Below are 18,329 nucleotides of genomic sequence, written 5' to 3' on the forward strand. Positions count from 1 at the left end.
AGACGTGTGCTCTTCCGCTCTGTCTACTACCTCTGCGATGGCGACATTGGCGTCGGCTCAGTCTGGAAAGCGATTCTTTCCATGGGTTACGCATTTGTCGGCATTCTTGCGATCTTTCCCACACGCTGGCTCGCCCTGCGATTTGGCAAACAGAGTGCACTGGCCGTCATTTTTGTTCTGGTGCTCATTGGAGCCTGGTTCAAATGGATCATCTATACCCCCGGAACCGGCGGTGCATTTTTTGAACACCTTGACGCCTGGCTCGATCAGATTCCCGGCCTCGCCACTCCGGGAAACTTCTGGAAAATCCTGATCGATCCTTTGTTCTGCGGCCCCATCTGGATCGCCATCAACGTGCTCACGCCTTCCATGTTTGCCGATGTGTGCGATGCCGACGAACTACGCTCCGGACACCGCCGTGAGGGCATGTTTGGAGCAGCGTTCTCATGGATTCAGAAAAGCGGCTATTCCCTGGCGTTTTTCGGAACCGGGGTGGCTCTGGTCTGGACCGGATTTGACGAACAGCTCGGCGGTGCGCAGTCTGACCAAACCCTTCTGTCAATGCGTCTGGTTCTGGCACTTTCCACCGCAGTCTGGGCCTTGCTCGCGGTCGTACTGCTCGCATTCTACCCGCTCAGCCGACAGCGCATGCACTCGATTCGGGATGCGCTGGAAACCCGTAGAGGACGCATCATTTCGCACTCCGGAGACCCACACCTTTCCTGATCCACTGCCACGACAACCCATCAACCCTCAAACCACTGTCATCGACAGTGCAACACGGCCATGCCAAACCCAAAAAAAACCACGATTTACGACATTGCCCGACACACCGGATTTTCTCCCGGAACCGTGAGCCGGGTGCTGAACAACCGCGACAAGGTGAAACCTGCGACCCGTCGAACAATCCTCGATGCCGCACGTGAGTTGGATCTCAAGCCACAGGTATCCGTGCGCTCCCGGCAGGTTGCCCTGTTGTCCGAACCCACGTTCACCGACCGGATCGAAGGGTACGCCGCCACACTCACCGCACACCTAGCTTTCGCATTTTCACGACGCTACATCGGAGTCATGCTGCCCTCGGATCCCGTGAGCCAGATTCCCGGTCTGTTTCTCGATGGCATTGTGGCGGTCACCTACGACAAGAATCTCGAACGCAGTCTTCAGCAGCTGGAGCAACCCGTGCCCGTCATTTTCATGGATTCCTTCAACCCATCCGCCAATACTCTGCGCGTCTGTTCCGATCACTATCGCTCCGGTTATCTTGCTGCGGAACATTTCATTCAACACGGAAAAAAACGCCTGGCATTCTTCGGAGGCAAGGGCGCAGCCTTCGCCGAACGGCTAAGAGGATACCGTGATGCAATGGCGGACGCTAGTGTTCCCATCGACGAACACCTCCTGGTCATGGCCGCACAACATGAACATCAGGCCGTCGTCACCCGGCTGGTTCGACGCGGAGCAGACAGCATCTATGTCCCCGGCACCAGTTTTCAGGCTCTGGAGTGCATGCACCTGCTCACGTATGTCATGGGCAAGCGGGTCCCGGATGACCTGGCCATTATTGGTGGGGAAAATGAGGGCATCTCACTCTACCAGCACCCTCCGCTCACCACCATTGAGGAACCCCTTCGCGAGATGGCTGAAACCGCTGCGGACATGATGGATCGTCTGACCTCTGGCGAGTCCATCGATACTCCGTCTGTCATGCTACCGGTGAAACTCATCGAGCGCAATTCGGTTGGCTGAACATGGTTCGCATGGAATCCACACTACCATCCGCCTCAACCCACGCTATTCCGCACTCCCAGGCCATCCACGACGCCTGGAGCTGGCGCAAGTGCGAACCCGGCGCAGACTGGCAGCCCGCCATCCTGCCACACCATCCGGAAACCGCCGACTTGAATGGACAGCAAAACTGGTTTGGTATCTGTGAATATCAGCGCGAACTGACGCTGCCCTGCTGTTCAAACAGAGAATCCTTCGCAATCCATGTCGGCGGGGCCATGCAGCACACAACGGTTTACCTCGACGATCAGTGCATCGGTCGTCATGCGGGTGGGTTCTTGCCCTTCGAGATAGCGATTCCCGATGTGTTTTGCGATGAAAAATCCCATACCTTGCGAATGGTGCTGGACAATAGGCACAACCCTGAAATCCCTCCGGGCAAAGCTCATGATCAGCTCGACTTCTGCTGGTATGGCGGGTTGTACCGGTCCGTCTGTCTCAAGCACTACCCTGGCATCCACATCACCGATCCCCTTTCCATTCCCAACGAAGCCGGGGGAGGTGTGTTGCTGCAAACTCTGGAGCTTGAGGGAGACTGCGCACAGCTCGGGGTCCGGGTACACATTCAAAACCGCCATGCCCAACCCCACGTGCTTGGCCTGCGCATCCGTGTATGCGATGCAAGTGGCAAATGCATCACCGAACACGTGCATCCCTTCTCCGTTGAAGGTGAGGCCGACTGCGTGATCAGTTGCAGTCTATCCGTACCGGGCATTCAGCCTTGGTCCACAGAACATCCTACACTGTACGCGATAGAAACCAGCATCGTCGATTCCGATGGACTCGCGCTGGATCGGCGCACCACACGCTTTGGGTTTCGCACGGTCTGCTTTTCCCGCAGCCGGGGTCTCGTGATCAACGGAACCCGCATCCGTCCCAGGGGTACCAACCGTCATCAGGATCATCCCTGGGTCGGCTACGCGCTTCCCAATGCCGCCCAGTACCGCGACGCACTTCGCATCAAAAACGCCGGATTCGACTACGTGCGTCTTTCCCATTATCCGCAGGCACCTGCATTCCTCGATGCCTGTGACGAACTGGGCATTCTCGTGATGAACTGTATTCCAGGCTGGCAATTCATCGGCAACCACACTTTCCGCGAGGCCTGTTTCCAGAACGCCCGCGACTTGATCCGGCGCGACCGCAACCACGCTTGCGTGGTGCTCTGGGAACTGTCCCTCAATGAAACCGAAATGGATACTGACTTCATTTCCACCATGCAGCACATCGCGCGCACCGAGTTCCCGGGCGGTTCCATCACAACCTGCGGCTGGATGAAGGGCTACGATGTCTACATCCACGCACGGCAGCATGGGCGCATGCACACGTGGAAAAATGGGGACCAAGCCCTGGTCATTTCCGAATACGGCGACTGGGAATACTATGCTGAGAATGATGGGTTTGACCAGAGAACGGGTGCCCAGCTCAAACCTAGCGCACTCAATTCACGAGCGTTTCGCTCTGATGGTGAAGCCAAGCTGAGACAGCAGCTCTTCAACCACATTGAAGCCCTCAACGACACCCTCAGTTCACCCGCCGCACTGGACGGACAATGGTCCATGTTTGACTATGCGCGCGGCTATCATCCGGTCCGCGCCGCGTGTGGCATCGCCGATGTGTTCCGTCTGCCCAAGTGGTCCTATTTTTTCTACCGTAGCCAGCGCAGCCTCGATTCTGTGTGGGGTGAACCCGTGTTATGGCTCGCTACCCACGGCACACCGCACAGCACCCAGCCGCTCATCGCCCTGAGCAATCTCGATACCGTTGAGCTGTATCTCAACGGTGCCCTTGTCGCACGATCCGAGCATGGAGAACGGGAACGCTGGCCCCACCTGCCCCATCCCCCACACCTGTTCGATCTCGACCACCTGCCCGAGAATGCAGTGCTCGAAGCCAGGGGCTATCATCGGAGCAAGCTCTTCGCCACGCATCAAATCCGCCCACCAGGGGCACCCGCCCAGCTGCACATCCAACTCGACAATAGCCCGGTAGCTGATCCCCTTATAGAGGATGCCTACGACCTCATTTTTGCCCACATATCAATCCTCGACTCCGTTGGCACGCTCTGTGTCACGTGTAACGACACTGTCGAGCTGCACCTACAGGGGGAGGCCCAACTGATGAGTCCAAACCCGATCACCGCAGAGGCTGGTATCGCATCCACCCTGATCCGCATCCCATCCAGCAGTCCAGGATTCCATCTTGAAGCAAAAACTCCGCTGCTTCGCGGTGTTCGACCTGGCACACTTGCGTGCGATCTGAGCGCCATGGGGCAGCGATGAGAGATCCTCGGATTCCTGTCAGGACTGGATTCGGAAATGAAAACTCTCAGCCCCCATGATCTCACGCTCCAAGGTTCCCGATCCATTTTCAGCCCTTGCGCTCGACTCAGGATGCAGGGATGGACATCATTGCAGCATACCGTTGCAGGTACTCTTTCATCTGTTGCGCCTCTTGCGCAGAAAATTGTTGCGTCACATGGTCGTGAATGCCGCTCAACCGTTCGGAAGCAGTGTTGGCCGCTTTCGCGCCTTTGTCTGTGAGCGATACCCTCCTCGCCCGTCGGTCGCTTGGATCCACCTCCCGCATCACCAAACCCCGCTGTTCCAGAAGCTGTAGCATGGCTTTCACAGTATTGGGGTCGGAGTTGGCATGTTTCACGATCGCATTCTGGATCAGCGTTCCGTGCTGTTTAAGAATCAGCAGGCACACATACTGATCTGCAGTGATGCCGACGGGTTTCAGCAACTCGTTGGTTGCCCGATGCATGCAGAGATAGGCCTCTCGCAACGCCATGGGAAGTTGCAGTACTTCCTCACGCGCAGACTTTGCGCAGAGTCGCTTTGCTGCTCTCATGAAAATCAATCCGTGACAATGCGCTCCAATGGCTGCGAGCGATAATCAAAGTGTTGCCTGTCATCACTGCCGCCCCTGATCGATTCTGCTTGCTCAAGCGTTTGCAGTGCCTGCGGATCCCCCTTGAGATAGGCATCAAAAAACAACAGTTCCCATTGCTGCATATCCGCCCAGCCTCCTGGCGAGTAGTTGTGTTCTTCGCCACTCAGTTCGATCAGATGGGCAGGACCCTGCACATTTCGGGATGCGCCCACAATGTATTTGGGCTGGGTAACGGGATCCAAACTCCCGAAGAGGGTGAGCACAGGTTTCTGAATGTGTCGCATTTCAACATGCTCGGGTCCAAACGGAAGATACTCCCCATCGCCCTGGATTCCACCAGTCCAGGGAGATGCAGCGACACCAGCAGCAATGCGATCATCGTGCACCGTCTTCCCTTCACCGTCGTTTCTTGCACCCATCATCGTGTAGACGGTAAATCCACCAAAACTGTGGCCGGAAATGCCGATCTGATCCGGATTCACGCGCGGTCCGAATTCGGGGTCATCCAAAATCGCCTGCAATACGGATCTGGCCTCGAGCGGACGCAGAAAGGAACGCACCCGCATCGAATTTTCCGCCGATATCCGCCCATCTCCAAAGGAAATCGAGGCCACGATATACCCCTGGCTTGCCAAAAACTCCGCGTGTCGAACGTCATACACCGAGTGAGCGAAAATCCCATGGCAAAGTATCACCAGTGGATACTGTGCCTGCTGCTCTGAAATAAGCGGAGATTGCCCCTCCCGCTGCATGTGCTCAAAAGTAGCACCCAGGCGCGCATGGGGAAATGCATAGGACTCCCGTGGGTTCTCCTGAACCGTCGGATACATCAGGTAAACCACGACTGACAAGCTTTCTCCCGCAAGGGATTCGTAGAGCGATGCATCTTCGGGAACAGTCACTTCCACAATCCAGGCATCGTCCGGATGTTGCAGAATCTGGTCCCAAAAAACGGCTCCACTGCTTTCATCCCAGGCTCCAATCAAATAGCGATCCATCTGCTCAGGCTCGAGGCTCGCATGGGACGCTGCAATCTCGAGGTTCGTAGCCTCTACCGGAAACGGACCCCGCTCACGAGGTTCGAGGGTCACAGCTGAAAGGGTGCACAGAATCAAAAACGGACTCAGAGTCCAAAGGAATACCGTTTTCATGGGAGTATCAGGTTAGTGTCAAAGTAGAATAACAAACCATATAATACGCATGCGTATTTTTCAACCGAATTCACTGGCTTCCCTTAAAATTTGGATTTCGGAAAATGGGCAACTGAAGCGATGCAGCAGAACCGCTAAAACAGAAATCTCTACGCAACGAATGACATTATAAGCCAGTTGATTCTTGGTTCATTTGCTGTGATGGGTGCGCACCACTCATGAATAACATTCATTGATTCACAAAATCAATTAATGTCATTTTTCAACCAGATTTCTGGCATGGTATGCGTGTTGCAACAACGCAACCCATGATCTACTCAACGACAAACTCATGCTGGCGCAACCTTCGCCATGTCACCGTCGCGGTCTTGACCGCTACCTGCTCATTGCAGGCGCAGGATGTACCTTCCGATCCGATTGCCTCCTGGATCGAAACACAGGTTCCCGCAGGCAAACTGATCCTAAACACACGCCTGCGCCATGAAACGGCGGACCAGGAGGGGCTGTCGCTGGATTCCCGCGCCGTAACTCTTCGCACACGACTGGGTTATCAGACTGCCTCCTATGCCGGGTTTCAGGTACTGGTCGAAGGAGAATGGGTGGAAGCGCTCAATGACAGCGAAAAATTCAACGCTGCAGGCCGGCACCGCGACGCTCGCAACCGACCCATCATCGCAGATCCAGAAGCATCGGAGTTGAACCGCCTCTGGGTCTCCTACACGAGTCCGGATGGAATCCAACTCAAACTCGGTCGCCAGGTCCTCGCACTCGATGATCATCGATTCATCGGTCACGTAGGCTGGAGGCAGAACCAACAAACCTTTGACGCACTCACGCTGACCGGAAAGCTGGGCAGCGATGTTTCGCTTCACTACAGCTATGTCGATAAGGTACACCGCATTTTCGGCGATCACTGGCCCGACCGTGCGGGTCCAATTGGGCAGTTCAACTCCGACAGCCACCTGTTCAACTTACGGTGGAACAACACCGCGCTGGGGACCCTGTCTGCCTTCGCCTATCTCGTGAGTCTCGACGAAGCCGCTTCGCTGTCATCCGCGACCTATGGATTGCGACTGAGCGGAAATCGCGCCATCGGATCGCAGGACCACCGTCTGGACTACGTGCTCTCGGTCGCCACGCAGAGCGACTACAAGGCCAACTCCAATGAGTTCCGGGTCTACCACGTCAATGCAAGCGCGACTTACGCTTTACCGATGCTGCAAATGGGTGTCACATATGAACTGCTCGGAAGCGACAATGGCATCGCGTTGCAAACCCCTTTGGCCACGCTGCACGCTTTCAACGGATGGGCTGATGTCTTTCTCACAACACCCGCAGCAGGACTGCAGGATTTTTCGCTGTCCCTGTCCACTCGCATTCCTGTCGGCACTGGATTGACCGCCAAGGCGATTTACCATGAGTTTCGCTCGCATGCCGGTTCCCTCAACTATGGCAGTGAGATCGACCTTTTGCTCAGCTACCGGTTCACACGCAGTTTTTCGACAACCGTCAAATATGCGGATTTTGACCGGGACTCGATCATTGCTCCTGCCAGCATGCAACGCCTGACGCTGCAATGCGAATTCATCTATTAATCAAGACTGCGATTCAGCACGGTTCCCATTTGGCAGACAGGACTTAATGAATCTCATTCATTCATTCTATCAATTTAATGATATTTGATAATGCAACAATCCAGCGACTTGGCACGGCTGTCGCTGAATCCGGTTCAGTGATTCGAATCGGATCATCCAAAATTTTTCGCCAACCACAAAATCTTTGATCATGAAATTCAATCATTCCACCCTTTCATTCGGCATGTTGCTCTGTGCACTCCTGCTTCCAAACGCTGTGTTCGCAACCTTGCTCGACGTTGAGAAAAACGAGCTGAAACTCGGCTTCATCAAGCTCACCGACTGCGCGCCGCTCGTCATCGCCAAAGAAAAGGGGTTCTTTTCGGACGAGGGACTGCAGGTCGAAGTAGTCGCCCAACCCAACTGGAAAACCCTGCTGGACAACGTGATCAGTGGAAATCTGGACGGCGCACACATGCTCTCCGGTCAACCCATCGCGGCGACCATCGGTTTTGGCACCAAGGCACACATCATTACCGCCTTCACGCTCGATCTCAATGGAAACGCGATCACGGTGTCCAACTCCATCTGGGAACAGATGCAGGAAAATGATTTTGATCTCGATACCGATACCCCACCCCATCCCATCACAGCCGATGCGCTGAAACCCGTCGTCGACGAAAAGCTCGCTCGCGGTGAAAAACTGCAGATGGCCGTGGTCTTTCCGGTCTCCACTCACAACTATGAACTTCGGTATTGGCTCGCTGCAGCAGGCATTCACCCGGGCATGTACACGCGCAGCGACATCAGCGGACGCACCCATGCCGAGGTCGAACTCTCCGTCACACCACCCCCCATGATGCCCGCAACGCTCGAGGCAGGCAACATTCAGGGGTACTGTGTGGGGGAACCCTGGAATCAGCAAGCCGTCGCCAAAGGCATCGGAGTGCCAGTGACCACCAACTACGACATTTGGAAAAACAATCCTGAAAAAGTGCTGGGAGTCAGCAAACGCTGGGCTGATCAACACCCCAACACCCACATCGCCATGATCAAGGCACTCATGCGGGCCTGCAAATGGCTCGACGAAACCGATGCCGATGGTCAACTCGTCAACCGAGAGCAGGCCGCACGCATCCTGAGCCGTCCGGACTACGTGGGGGCCGACTACGATGTGATCAAAAACTCGATGACCGGATACTTCTTTTTCCAGAAATCCGACAAGCGTCACATGCCGGATTTCAACGTGTTCTTCAAGTATCACTGCACCTATCCCTGGTACAGTGACGGAGTCTGGTTCCTGACTCAAATGCGGCGCTGGGGACAGATCACCGAACCCAAATCCGCCGAGTGGTATGATCAAACCGTGCGGGACATCTACCGCCCCGATATCTACCTCGCTGCGGCAAAGCTGCTGTTGGAGGAAGGTCACATCGATGTCGACGACGTGCCCTGGGATAGCGACGGATACAAGGAACCGACCACTGACTTCATCGACGGGCTGCGCTACGACGGGCGGGATCCCATCGGCTACCTGAATTCCCACACCCTCGGCAACAAAGATCTCTGAACGCAGGACCGCAACCGCGGCCTCCATGCACAAACGCCAACCATGAGCATCAAATATAAAATACTGAAAGGTATCGACCTCGCCGGACTCAACTTCCTGCGACCCGTGATCCTGCTTTGTTATCGCGAAGAACCCGAAGAGCAGGTTCGCCAGATTGCGCTGCATATCCTGGTTCCCATCCTCGCCTTCACGCTCTTCCTGTTTTTGTGGAGCATTCTGGCTCCGCTTCACAAAACCAGGTCCGGGGAAGTGCCAACTCCCGCCGTCGTCTGGGATTCTGCCAAACAAGTGTGGCAGTTTCACACGCGCCAGTCTGAGCAACTCGAAGCCTACGAAGCAACAGGAGCGCAGCGGGAACAGATGCTGCAGCAAGCACGCGAACGCTTGGCTGAAATTCAGCCTCTGGAGGCCGAGGCACGTCGTCAACTGAAACAGGCGGACGCCACCATGGCAGAATACCTTGAAACGGAAGTGCAGCCTCTGCAGGCCGAATATGAATCCCTGCGCTATCAGTTCAGGGACCAGCAAAACGCGCGCAAGGCGGAATTGGAGAAACTGGCTGCGACCCTCACCCCCGAGGATCGCAGTGCCCGGGACACCTTCCTGAAGCAATACCACGCCCACGAACTGCAAATCGAATCCGAGAAGGAGACCCTGCGTGCGCTCAAATCGAAGCAGGATGCTGTCCGCGCCAAGGTATTCCCCGAACGCATCGAAGCGCTTCGCGCGCAGTCGGCGATTGCCGAGGAAAAGCAGTTTTTGCTCAAACTTGTCGATACTCTCGAAAACAACAAAGCTCAAAAACTGGCAGAGGAGCAGGCCCAATACGAAACACAACTTGAGGCATTTTACACTGCTGACGGTGAAAAACTGCCGCAACTGGCAAAGTCACTGCTGTTCACCGAAGCGCGCATCCAGAATACAGCCACATCGTCCTATGCGAAGCCCATGACCCTGCCCGATCAGGTCCTGCGAAGCATTGCCTGCGTTTTTGCGGGTTTTGTCATCGCCTCCGTCATTGCCATCCCCATCGGCATCGTCTGTGGCCTCTCCCGTGTGGTCATGTCTGCGCTCACACCGTTCATCGCGCTATTCAAACCCGTCTCACCCATTGTTTGGCTGCCGATTCTCTTCATCATCGTAGGTGGATTCATCCCGGACCCCGACCAGCACTGGCTCATCAGCGCACTGGCCAAAGCGCCCTTAATCGGATGGATGAAGATCAATCCTGCCTTTATCGCCTCCGCGCTCACGGTAGCGATGTGTTCGCTCTGGCCCACCCTCGTCAATACCGCATTTGGAGTCGCCTCCATTGACAGGGACCACCTCAATGTGGCCCGGGTACTGCGACTGGGATTCTGGAGCCGTCTATTCAAAATCGTCATCCCCTCCGCCCTGCCGCTCACCTTCGCCGGGTTGCGCATCTCGCTGGGCGTCGGCTGGATGGTGTTGATCGCGGCGGAACTGCTCTCCTCTTCCGAGGGGGTGGGCAAGTTTGTCTGGGATATGTTCAACAATGGTTCCTCACAAACCTTCGCCCAGATGTTTGTCGTCGTTTTTGTCGTGGGCATCATCGGATTTATGCTCGACCGCATCATGATCATCTTCCAGCGCCTCGTCTCCTTTGATGAAAATGCTCCGTCGCTGTAAATCCTGAATAGAGTCACGCTTACACCTCATCATCATGCACATGAATCAACCCATCATCGAACTCTACAACGCAAGCGTTGCCTTTGGACCCGAGTCCACGCGCACTGAAGTGCTGAAACAGGTCAACCTAAAGGTGATGCCCAATGAGTTTGTCGCCATCATCGGATTTTCCGGCAGTGGCAAGAGCACCCTGATCAACCTGCTCTCCGGACTGCTCACTCCCGACGAGGGAGCAACGCTTTTTAAGGGCAAAGAATCCACCGAACCGGGACCCGAGCGCGGTGTGATGTTTCAGAACTACTCGCTGCTGCCTTGGTTGACTGTCTACGGAAACATTGAAATGGCCGTGAAACAGGTCTTCCCACACCTGAAACATCAGGCGCTGCAGGATCACGTCATGCGCTATGTGCAGATGGTCAACCTGACCCCGGCGATCCACAAACGTCCCCGCGAACTTTCGGGCGGCATGCGCCAGCGGGTTTCCCTTGCACGCACCCTGGCCATCCAGCCCGACGTCATGCTGCTCGACGAACCACTGAGCGCACTGGACGCACTGACCCGTTCCAAGCTGCAGGAGGAGATCATCCGTATCTGGAGTGAGGATCGCAAGACGGTGATCCTGATCACCAATGATGTCGACGAAGCGCTGCTCATGGCTGACCGCATCGTGCCGCTCAGTCCGGGTCCGGGTGCAACCCTGCTGCCCGGATTTGATGTGCCGCTGGCACGTCCGCGCGACCGTACGACGCTGAATCACGATCCCGCCTACAAGTCCCTGCGCAACGAAATCACGCGCTACATGGCACACCTGAACCTGGAGTCCAGATCTACCCGACGTGGAGTCAAACCCCAGATGCCCAACATCCGGCCACTCGACCTCACCGCAGCCTGACAACACCTTTGCCCAGCACACTATGGAACTGCATTCCAAAAAATTCGTGGAAATCTTCAACCTGGTAAAGGCCTACCCGAATCCCTACGGCGACGACGTCAAGGTCGTGGATGGTTTCAACCTGCACATCGCCAAGGGTGAGGTGATCTCGATCATCGGACACTCGGGCTGTGGCAAGTCCACCGTGCTGACCATGCTGGCAGGCCTGAACGCAATCTCCGATGGTGGCATTGTGGTGGATGGACGCGAAATCAGCGGTCCGGGACCCGACCGTGCGGTGGTCTTCCAGGCACCCTGTTTGCTTCCCTGGATGACTGCCTACCAAAACGTCATGCTGGGAGTGAAGCGCGTCTTTGCCCACGCCACCGCACAGCAACGCGATGTGATCACCGAATACTCACTGTGTGCTGTGGGGCTGCAGGATGCCATGCACAAATACCCGAATGAGCTTTCAGGTGGCATGCAGCAGCGCGTTGGCATTGCACGGGCAATTGCGCTCAAGCCAAAGGTGCTGCTGCTCGACGAACCCTTTGGTCGCCTCGATTCCCTGACTCGCATGGAATTGCAGGACGTGATGCTTGAAATCATCGAACAGGAACAACTCACCACCCTGATCATTACACACGATGTCGATGAGGCGATCTACATGTGTGATCGCGTCTGCATGATGACCAACGGACCTCAGGCAAAGGTAGGGGATCTGCTCGATGTCAACTTTCCGCGACCCCGCAACCGGGATGCCGTCATGGAACACGTCCGTTACTACGAATACCGCGAGGTGCTGCTGCGATTCCTGGACGATTGCGAACACGAAAAAGCCTCGCGTGCCCAAGTGCAATCCGCCTGATTGCGGGCATCGCTATCTCACCATGCCCCTCAATCTGCCATCGCCAGATTGTCACAGACGGAGTGCGTCAGGTTCTCGAATGTATTCTCCATCAGGGTCTGGCTGTGTCCCTTTTGCCTGCAAATCACCCAACTACGCTTGAGCGGCGTTCTCCCCAAAGCGACCTGAACCAGCGACCCTTCTTCGATTTCCTTGCGAACGGTCCAGTCCGCCAACACACCGATGCCCAGTCCGATTTTGGCCAGTTCCTTGATCGCCTCGCCACTTCCCAATTCGATGAAATGATCCAGCAGAACCTTGCTCTCCCGAAAGTAGTTGCTGACGAGATCAAAAGTATAACTCCGGCTGTCATAAATGATGAAGGGAAAATCCTCAACCGTTCTCGGAATCATCGGAAGTTTGGCAATGGGGTGATTGGGGGCCACAATCGCATGCAGGCGATCTTCGAAGAGCAGCGTTGTATCAAACTCGATGTCCTTCCAGGGGCGCAGGCAGATGGCGAGATCCACCTCCGAACGTTTAAGTTTTTCAAGTAAAACCGGAGTATCACCCGCCTGGACCACGATTTTGCACAGTGGAAAACACTCCCGAAACTCCCGCAGCACGCTGGGCAGGATGAATTGGCATGCAGAGGTTGTCGCTCCGATGCGGATGCGCCCCTTTCCCCAGGTCTTTACTTCCTCAATCGACCGAAATGCGGCATCCATTTCACTGAAAATGGTGTGCGTGTGCGAATACAGACGTTCGCCAATCTCGGTGAGCAGGGCCCGCTTGCCAATGCGGTCGAAGAGTCGACACTCCAACTTGTCCTCAAGCGAGCGAACCGAATGACTGATTGCCGATTGGGTCAGGTGCAGTCGCTTGGCAGTTTCCGTGAATCCTCCGGTTTCCGCCAGGGTGCGAAAAACCAGAAGCTGTCGGGTATCAAGAACGTCAGGAGTCATGAGAAAATTTCATTATTCTCATAAATTCTATGAGTGCTGTTTGTTTGTCAATGCAAGACATTGGCATGGATAGGGCTAATAGAAACCCATGCCGCAATTGCATACATTTTCGGGGGCCGTCGTCGAAAAACCGACGATTCTGCAACCACTTCGCCTGGGATACGTCGCGCTCAACGACGCACTGCCTTTCATTGTTGCGAAGGAATCCGGACTCTTCCTGAAATATGGACTGGACGTCAAGTTATCGCGTGAGATTGGCTGGGCCTCCATCCGTGACAAGGTGGAATACGGTGAACTGGATGCAGCGCAGGCCCTCGCTCCCATGCCATTCGCAGCAACCATGGGGCTGGGAAATCGACACCCAACCGAATGTCTGGTCAGCCTCATTCTCAATCTCAATGGAAACGCGATCACCTTGAGTCGCTCCCTGCTTGAGAAGGAAGGGGACCCGGTGCAGGCCCTCAAGCGAGGGGACTTCACCCATCGCTCATTTGGCAAGCCGACTCTGGCAGTGGTATCCGAGTTTTCATCCCACCATTTTCTGCTGCGGAAATGGCTGATCAAAAACGGCATTCATCCCCTCAAGGATGTGCACATCGTGACATTGCCGCCCAGTCAGATGCCGGACATTCTCGGCAATGCCCTGATTGATGGATTTTGCGCTGGAGAACCCTGGAACTCCCAGGCCGTGCGCGCCGGTACCGGCATCGTGGTCGCCAGCAGTCTGGATGTGGATCCCGGCCATGTCGAAAAGGTGCTGATGGTTTCCCATCGCTTCGCAACCCGCCGCAGCGAAACTCACATCCGCCTGATCGCCGCGCTGATCGATGCCTGCGAACAGTGCCAGGATCCCGATCTGCGCTCACGCTTTGCGGCGATTCTGAGCGAGCGCCGCTACCTGAACTGTCCCAGGGAAGACATTGAGGTCGGTCTTGAAGGACGCATTGTAACGATTGAAACCCATCAGCTGGGTATTTTGGCAAGCCAGTTTCTTCGCTTCGACTCCAATCGTCCCTCCCGCAAACACTGCACCTGGATCCTCAAGCAGATGCAGGATGCGGGACTGATGCGCGGCGTGTCTGTCGATCCCGATACCTTGGCGAAAATCGTCTTCGCAGAGGAATACTACGAAAGCGCGCTGAAACTGCGGAGCCAGATGGGGCGACTCGAGCAGCGCGTGCAGCAAACCACAACCGGAGGTCATTGACCATGCCACATTTCACACCCGTCCATCCGGATCGTGCCGGTGTTCCAGTGACTCCGATTGATCACTGGCTTGAGAGTCAAAGCGCGCTGCAGACTCCTGTAGCCGAGTTCGCCCGCCTGCATGACGATGCGGAATTCCGGTCAGCCGCACAGGTCCGACGCCTGCTGCCGCTCGAAACACCGAAGGCCGGCGAGCAATATGCCTTTGATGTGGACCTCGACCGTTGTTTCGGGTGCAAAGCCTGCGTGGCTGCCTGTCACAGCCTCAACGGATTGGACGAAACCGAATCCTGGAGGGATGTCGGCTACATCCATCAACCCACTGCAGGTACGCACTACCATCAGACTGTAACCTCCGCCTGCCACCACTGTGTGGACCCTGCTTGTCTGAACGGCTGCCCGGTTGAGGCCTACGAAAAAGATCCGGTCACCGGCATCGTGCTGCACCTTGACGACCAGTGCATCGGCTGCAGCTATTGCATCCTCAAGTGCCCATACGATGTGCCCAAGTTTAACAAGCGACTCGGAATCGTGCGCAAATGTGACCTCTGCCACGGACGCCTGAAAGCCGGAGAAGCACCCGCCTGTGCGCAAGCCTGTCCGACTCAGGCCATCTCGGTCACTATTGTGAAGCAAGCCGAAGTGCGCGATCTGGCCAACGCAAATGCCTTTCTCCCGGGAACGCCCAACCCGACACTCACCCAGCCGACCACGCGCTACCATTCTGCCCGCCCCGTGCCGACCGATGCAACCGCAGCCGATGCACACGTGGCCGTCAAAGCGCATGCCCACTGGCCACTCATTCTCCTGCTCGTGTGCACCCAGGCATCCGTCGGCGTCATGGCTGCAGGCACTTGGGTTGCGCAACATGCACAGCCCAGTTTCTGGACGGCGCTTGCATTTGCAGGCATCGGCATCCTCGCAAGTGTATTGCATCTGGGACAACCGCTTCGTGCCTGGCGCGTCTTTCTGGGACTGCGCCGATCCTGGCTCTCTCGCGAAATCGTGGGCTTCGGTGCCTATGGGTTTCTGCTCGCTTGTACGCTCGCTTCCGGCTGGATTCCACAACTCTCCCCTGCTGTGCAACAGTCCCTTTCGGCAGCGGCATGCATCACAGGGTGCATCGCCGTGTTCACCTCGATCATGATCTACGCAGACACGGGACGCCGCGCATGGAATTTCACGGAGACCTTTCGTCGTTTTGCCGGAACCGTCCTGCTGTCGTTTTTCCTCGTCGCAGGCATCACCTCGGGCGACACCGCATGGTTTGTCGCTACCTGGTTCCTCGCAGGTGCAAAATGCCTGTGGGATGCGCTCGACATGGGGGCGAGTCACTCAATATCCAATTCACCTCACGGCGCACGCTTCCCATGGTTGTCCACCCGTGGTGGCAAGGTTGCTCTGGCATCGCGAATCACCTTCCTGCTCGCGGCCATCGCCGCAACACTCTGGCAGCCTGCGACCACCCTCTTCATCGGGATCGCTGGTGGAGCATTATTGATCGGAGAACTCTGCGAGCGCTACCAGTTTTTTGTGTCTGTCAACGTTTCCAAAATGCCGGGAGGGGCGGTAAGATGAGTTCCAAACGTCGCCCATCATGGACACAGAGCATCGATGCGTGGATGCACCGTCGCGAAGGGAAAATGACCCGGGAACTGGAGCGTGAAAAACTCTCTCCCCATCTTCCCCAACTGCCAACGCGCCTGAAACCCGATGCCGTCACCCACTCCGTCTGTGGATACTGCAGCACCGGGTGTTCCCTCAAAATTCATCTGCGGGACGAGCAGGCGATCGGACTCAGCCCGCACCATCGCTATCCGGTCAATCAAGGCATGGCCTGTCCCAAGGGATGGGAATCCCTCACCGTGCTCGATGCACCGGATCGCGGCACCACACCGCTGTTGCGAAATCAGGAGGGCGAAATGCAGGCCGTCTCGTGGGATGTGGCCACTCAAACCTTTGTCGAGCGTTTCCAGTCCGTCATCGAACGGCACGGCATCGGCTCAGTCGCATGGTTGAGCACGGGTCAAATCGCCACCGAAGAAATGGCTTACATCGGCGCGCTCGCCAAGTTTGGCATGGGTTGGCTGCACGGCGATGGCAATACACGCCAGTGCATGGCAACTGCCGTTGCCGCCTATCAGCAATCATTTGGATTTGATGCTCCCCCCTATACCTATGCGGATCTGGAATCATCGGATGTGATCCTGCTGATCGGCTCCAATCTCTGCATCGCCCACCCCATCCTCTGGCAGCGCATCATGCAGAACCCACACCATCCGCGCATCATCGTGATCGATCCCAGAAATACGGAGACCGCTCAGCTCGCGACGGATCACTTTGCCATTCGCCCAAAGTCCGACCTCGAGTTCTTCTACGGGATCGCGCACATCCTGCTGCAAAACGGCTGGATCGACCGTGACACCATCAACGCCAGCACGACTGGATTTGAGGCGTTCGCGAGTTTTCTCCAGCCGTACACTGCCGAACTTGCTTCTGCTGCTTCCGGTATTCCGGTTTCCCGCCTGCAATGGTTGGCCGAAACCATCGCCTCCGGCGAGCGGGTATCCTTCTGGTGGACCATGGGAGTCAATCAGGGACACCAGTCCACCCGTACCGCACAGGCGATCATCAATCTCGCCTTGATGACGGGCAACATCGGAAAACCAGGCACCGGGGCGAATTCGATCACGGGTCAATGCAATGCAATGGGTTCGCGACTCTTTAGCAACACCACTTCCCTGCTGGGGGGGCACGACTTCCTCAACGCCTCCCATCGCCATCGAGTTGCCGAACGACTGAACATCCCAGTGGAACGCATTCCGACCAGCAAAAGCCTCGCATACGACCAGATCATGGAAGGTATCCGCGATGGAAGCATTCGCGGACTGTGGGTGATCGCAACCAATCCCGCTCATTCCTGGATTCACCAGAACGATGCCCGAAAGCTGCTCCAACAACTGGATTTCCTTGTCGTGCAGGACATGTACACCAGCACTGAAACCGCTCAGATGGCCGACCTCTTCCTGCCCGCTGCAGGCTGGGGGGAAAAACAGGGAACATTCATCAACAGCGAACGCCGCATCGGTCTGATTCGACAAGTCAAGTCACCGCCCGGAGAGGCATTGAGCGATTTTGACATCTGCCAGCGCATCGCCACCGCCTATGGATGTGAATCCTTGCTGGAGGAGTGGAGGGATCCGGAGTCCGTTTTCCGGATTCTTGCCCGATTGAGCGAAGGGCAACCCTGCGATTTCAGTGCCATTGAAAACTACGAAATGATCGCGGCCAACGGCGGTATCCAGTGGCCACTCCGCCCGGACGACATGGCTGAACAAGGGACCATCAATCCCCAACGCAGACTCTTTGAGAACGGTCAATACTTCCACCCGAACGGACGGGCAAAGTTTCTGTTTGAACCTGCGCAAGCCATGCCCGAAGCACCATCAGCCAGCTTCCCGCTTCTCCTGATCACCGGAAGGGGCACCTCGGCGCAGTGGCATACGCAAACCCGCACCGAAAAATCACCCATTCTTCGCAAGTTGTACCCCGCCCATCCCTACCTGGAAATGCATCCGGACGACGCAGCACGAGCTGGTCTTCACAATGGGAAATGGGTTTGGGTCGAATCCTCACGCGGTCGCATTGAGGTCGTTCTTCGACTCTCCAACACCGTATCCCCAGGCATGGTGTTCATCCCCATGCACTATGCCGTCACCAACCAACTCACCTTTCCGGCCTTCGATCCGCACTCCCGTCAACCCTCTTACAAGGCATGCGCCGTACGAATTTTTCCAAAAGAACATTGA

14 protein-coding genes are annotated in these 18,329 nt (G+C 56.2%); 11 read left to right on the top strand and 3 right to left on the bottom strand.

Annotated features, from left to right (window positions below; all coding sequences use genetic code 11):
- The 3 genes from ABQ298_06660 to ABQ298_06670 form a co-directional block, all read left to right on the top strand.
- The coding region (locus ABQ298_06660; protein ID MEQ9824048.1) for an MFS transporter at positions 1 to 726 on the top strand (726 nt) is incomplete at its 5' end.
- A gap of 60 nt (positions 727 to 786) precedes the next feature.
- Positions 787 to 1,749: a LacI family DNA-binding transcriptional regulator gene (locus tag ABQ298_06665; protein ID MEQ9824049.1), complete on the top strand. Its 963-nt coding sequence runs from the start codon at positions 787 to 789 to the stop codon at positions 1,747 to 1,749.
- A gap of 11 nt (positions 1,750 to 1,760) precedes the next feature.
- A complete protein-coding gene (locus tag ABQ298_06670; GenBank protein ID MEQ9824050.1) occupies positions 1,761 to 4,070 on the top strand; it encodes a glycoside hydrolase family 2 TIM barrel-domain containing protein in 2,310 nt (769 codons plus the stop codon).
- A 106-nt stretch (positions 4,071 to 4,176) separates the two neighbouring features.
- On the opposite strand, the gene ABQ298_06675 is transcribed toward ABQ298_06670, so the two are convergent.
- Positions 4,177 to 4,644 carry a MarR family transcriptional regulator gene (locus ABQ298_06675; protein ID MEQ9824051.1) on the bottom strand — a complete coding sequence of 156 codons (468 nt, stop codon included), beginning with the start codon at positions 4,642 to 4,644 and terminating at the stop codon, positions 4,177 to 4,179.
- Positions 4,645 to 4,649: 5 nt separating this feature from the next.
- Complete coding sequence (locus ABQ298_06680; GenBank protein MEQ9824052.1) at positions 4,650 to 5,837, bottom strand: hypothetical protein; 1,188 nt, start codon at positions 5,835 to 5,837, stop codon at positions 4,650 to 4,652.
- Positions 5,838 to 6,145: 308 nt separating this feature from the next.
- On the opposite strand from ABQ298_06680, the gene ABQ298_06685 reads away from it, so the two are divergent.
- The 5 genes from ABQ298_06685 (at position 6,146) to ABQ298_06705 (ending at position 12,370) form a co-directional block, all read left to right on the top strand.
- Positions 6,146 to 7,432 carry an alginate export family protein gene (locus ABQ298_06685; GenBank protein ID MEQ9824053.1) on the top strand — a complete coding sequence of 429 codons (1,287 nt, stop codon included), beginning with the start codon at positions 6,146 to 6,148 and terminating at the stop codon, positions 7,430 to 7,432.
- Between the two features lie 223 nt (positions 7,433 to 7,655).
- The gene (locus ABQ298_06690) at positions 7,656 to 8,981 is read left to right on the top strand and encodes a CmpA/NrtA family ABC transporter substrate-binding protein (protein MEQ9824054.1); all 1,326 of its coding nucleotides are present in this window, start codon (positions 7,656 to 7,658) and stop codon (positions 8,979 to 8,981) included.
- 42 nt (positions 8,982 to 9,023) lie between these two features.
- The gene (locus ABQ298_06695) at positions 9,024 to 10,631 is read left to right on the top strand and encodes an ABC transporter permease subunit (GenBank protein MEQ9824055.1); all 1,608 of its coding nucleotides are present in this window, start codon (positions 9,024 to 9,026) and stop codon (positions 10,629 to 10,631) included.
- Positions 10,632 to 10,671: 40 nt separating this feature from the next.
- Positions 10,672 to 11,523, top strand: coding sequence for an ABC transporter ATP-binding protein (locus tag ABQ298_06700; GenBank protein MEQ9824056.1), 852 nt, complete (start codon positions 10,672 to 10,674; stop codon positions 11,521 to 11,523).
- A 46-nt stretch (positions 11,524 to 11,569) separates the two neighbouring features.
- Positions 11,570 to 12,370: an ABC transporter ATP-binding protein gene (locus ABQ298_06705; GenBank protein ID MEQ9824057.1), complete on the top strand. Its 801-nt coding sequence runs from the start codon at positions 11,570 to 11,572 to the stop codon at positions 12,368 to 12,370.
- 29 nt (positions 12,371 to 12,399) lie between these two features.
- On the opposite strand, the gene ABQ298_06710 is transcribed toward ABQ298_06705, so the two are convergent.
- Positions 12,400 to 13,314 (bottom strand): LysR family transcriptional regulator, encoded by a 915-nt coding sequence (locus ABQ298_06710; protein ID MEQ9824058.1) that lies wholly within the window; start codon positions 13,312 to 13,314, stop codon positions 12,400 to 12,402.
- 88 nt (positions 13,315 to 13,402) lie between these two features.
- Here ABQ298_06710 and ABQ298_06715 point away from each other — a divergent pair, with 88 nt between their 5' ends.
- The 3 genes from ABQ298_06715 to ABQ298_06725 are packed head-to-tail and all read left to right on the top strand — an operon-like array spanning position 13,403 to position 18,329.
- The gene (locus tag ABQ298_06715) at positions 13,403 to 14,521 is read left to right on the top strand and encodes an ABC transporter substrate-binding protein (protein ID MEQ9824059.1); all 1,119 of its coding nucleotides are present in this window, start codon (positions 13,403 to 13,405) and stop codon (positions 14,519 to 14,521) included.
- A gap of 2 nt (positions 14,522 to 14,523) precedes the next feature.
- The gene (locus tag ABQ298_06720; protein ID MEQ9824060.1) at positions 14,524 to 16,098 is read left to right on the top strand and encodes a DmsC/YnfH family molybdoenzyme membrane anchor subunit; all 1,575 of its coding nucleotides are present in this window, start codon (positions 14,524 to 14,526) and stop codon (positions 16,096 to 16,098) included.
- Complete coding sequence (locus ABQ298_06725) at positions 16,095 to 18,329, top strand: nitrate reductase (GenBank protein ID MEQ9824061.1); 2,235 nt, start codon at positions 16,095 to 16,097, stop codon at positions 18,327 to 18,329. The genes ABQ298_06720 and ABQ298_06725 overlap by 4 nt, the downstream gene beginning before the upstream one ends.

The organism is Puniceicoccaceae bacterium, assembly GCA_040224245.1.
Classification (GTDB): Bacteria; Verrucomicrobiota; Verrucomicrobiia; order Opitutales; family JAFGAQ01; genus JAKSBQ01.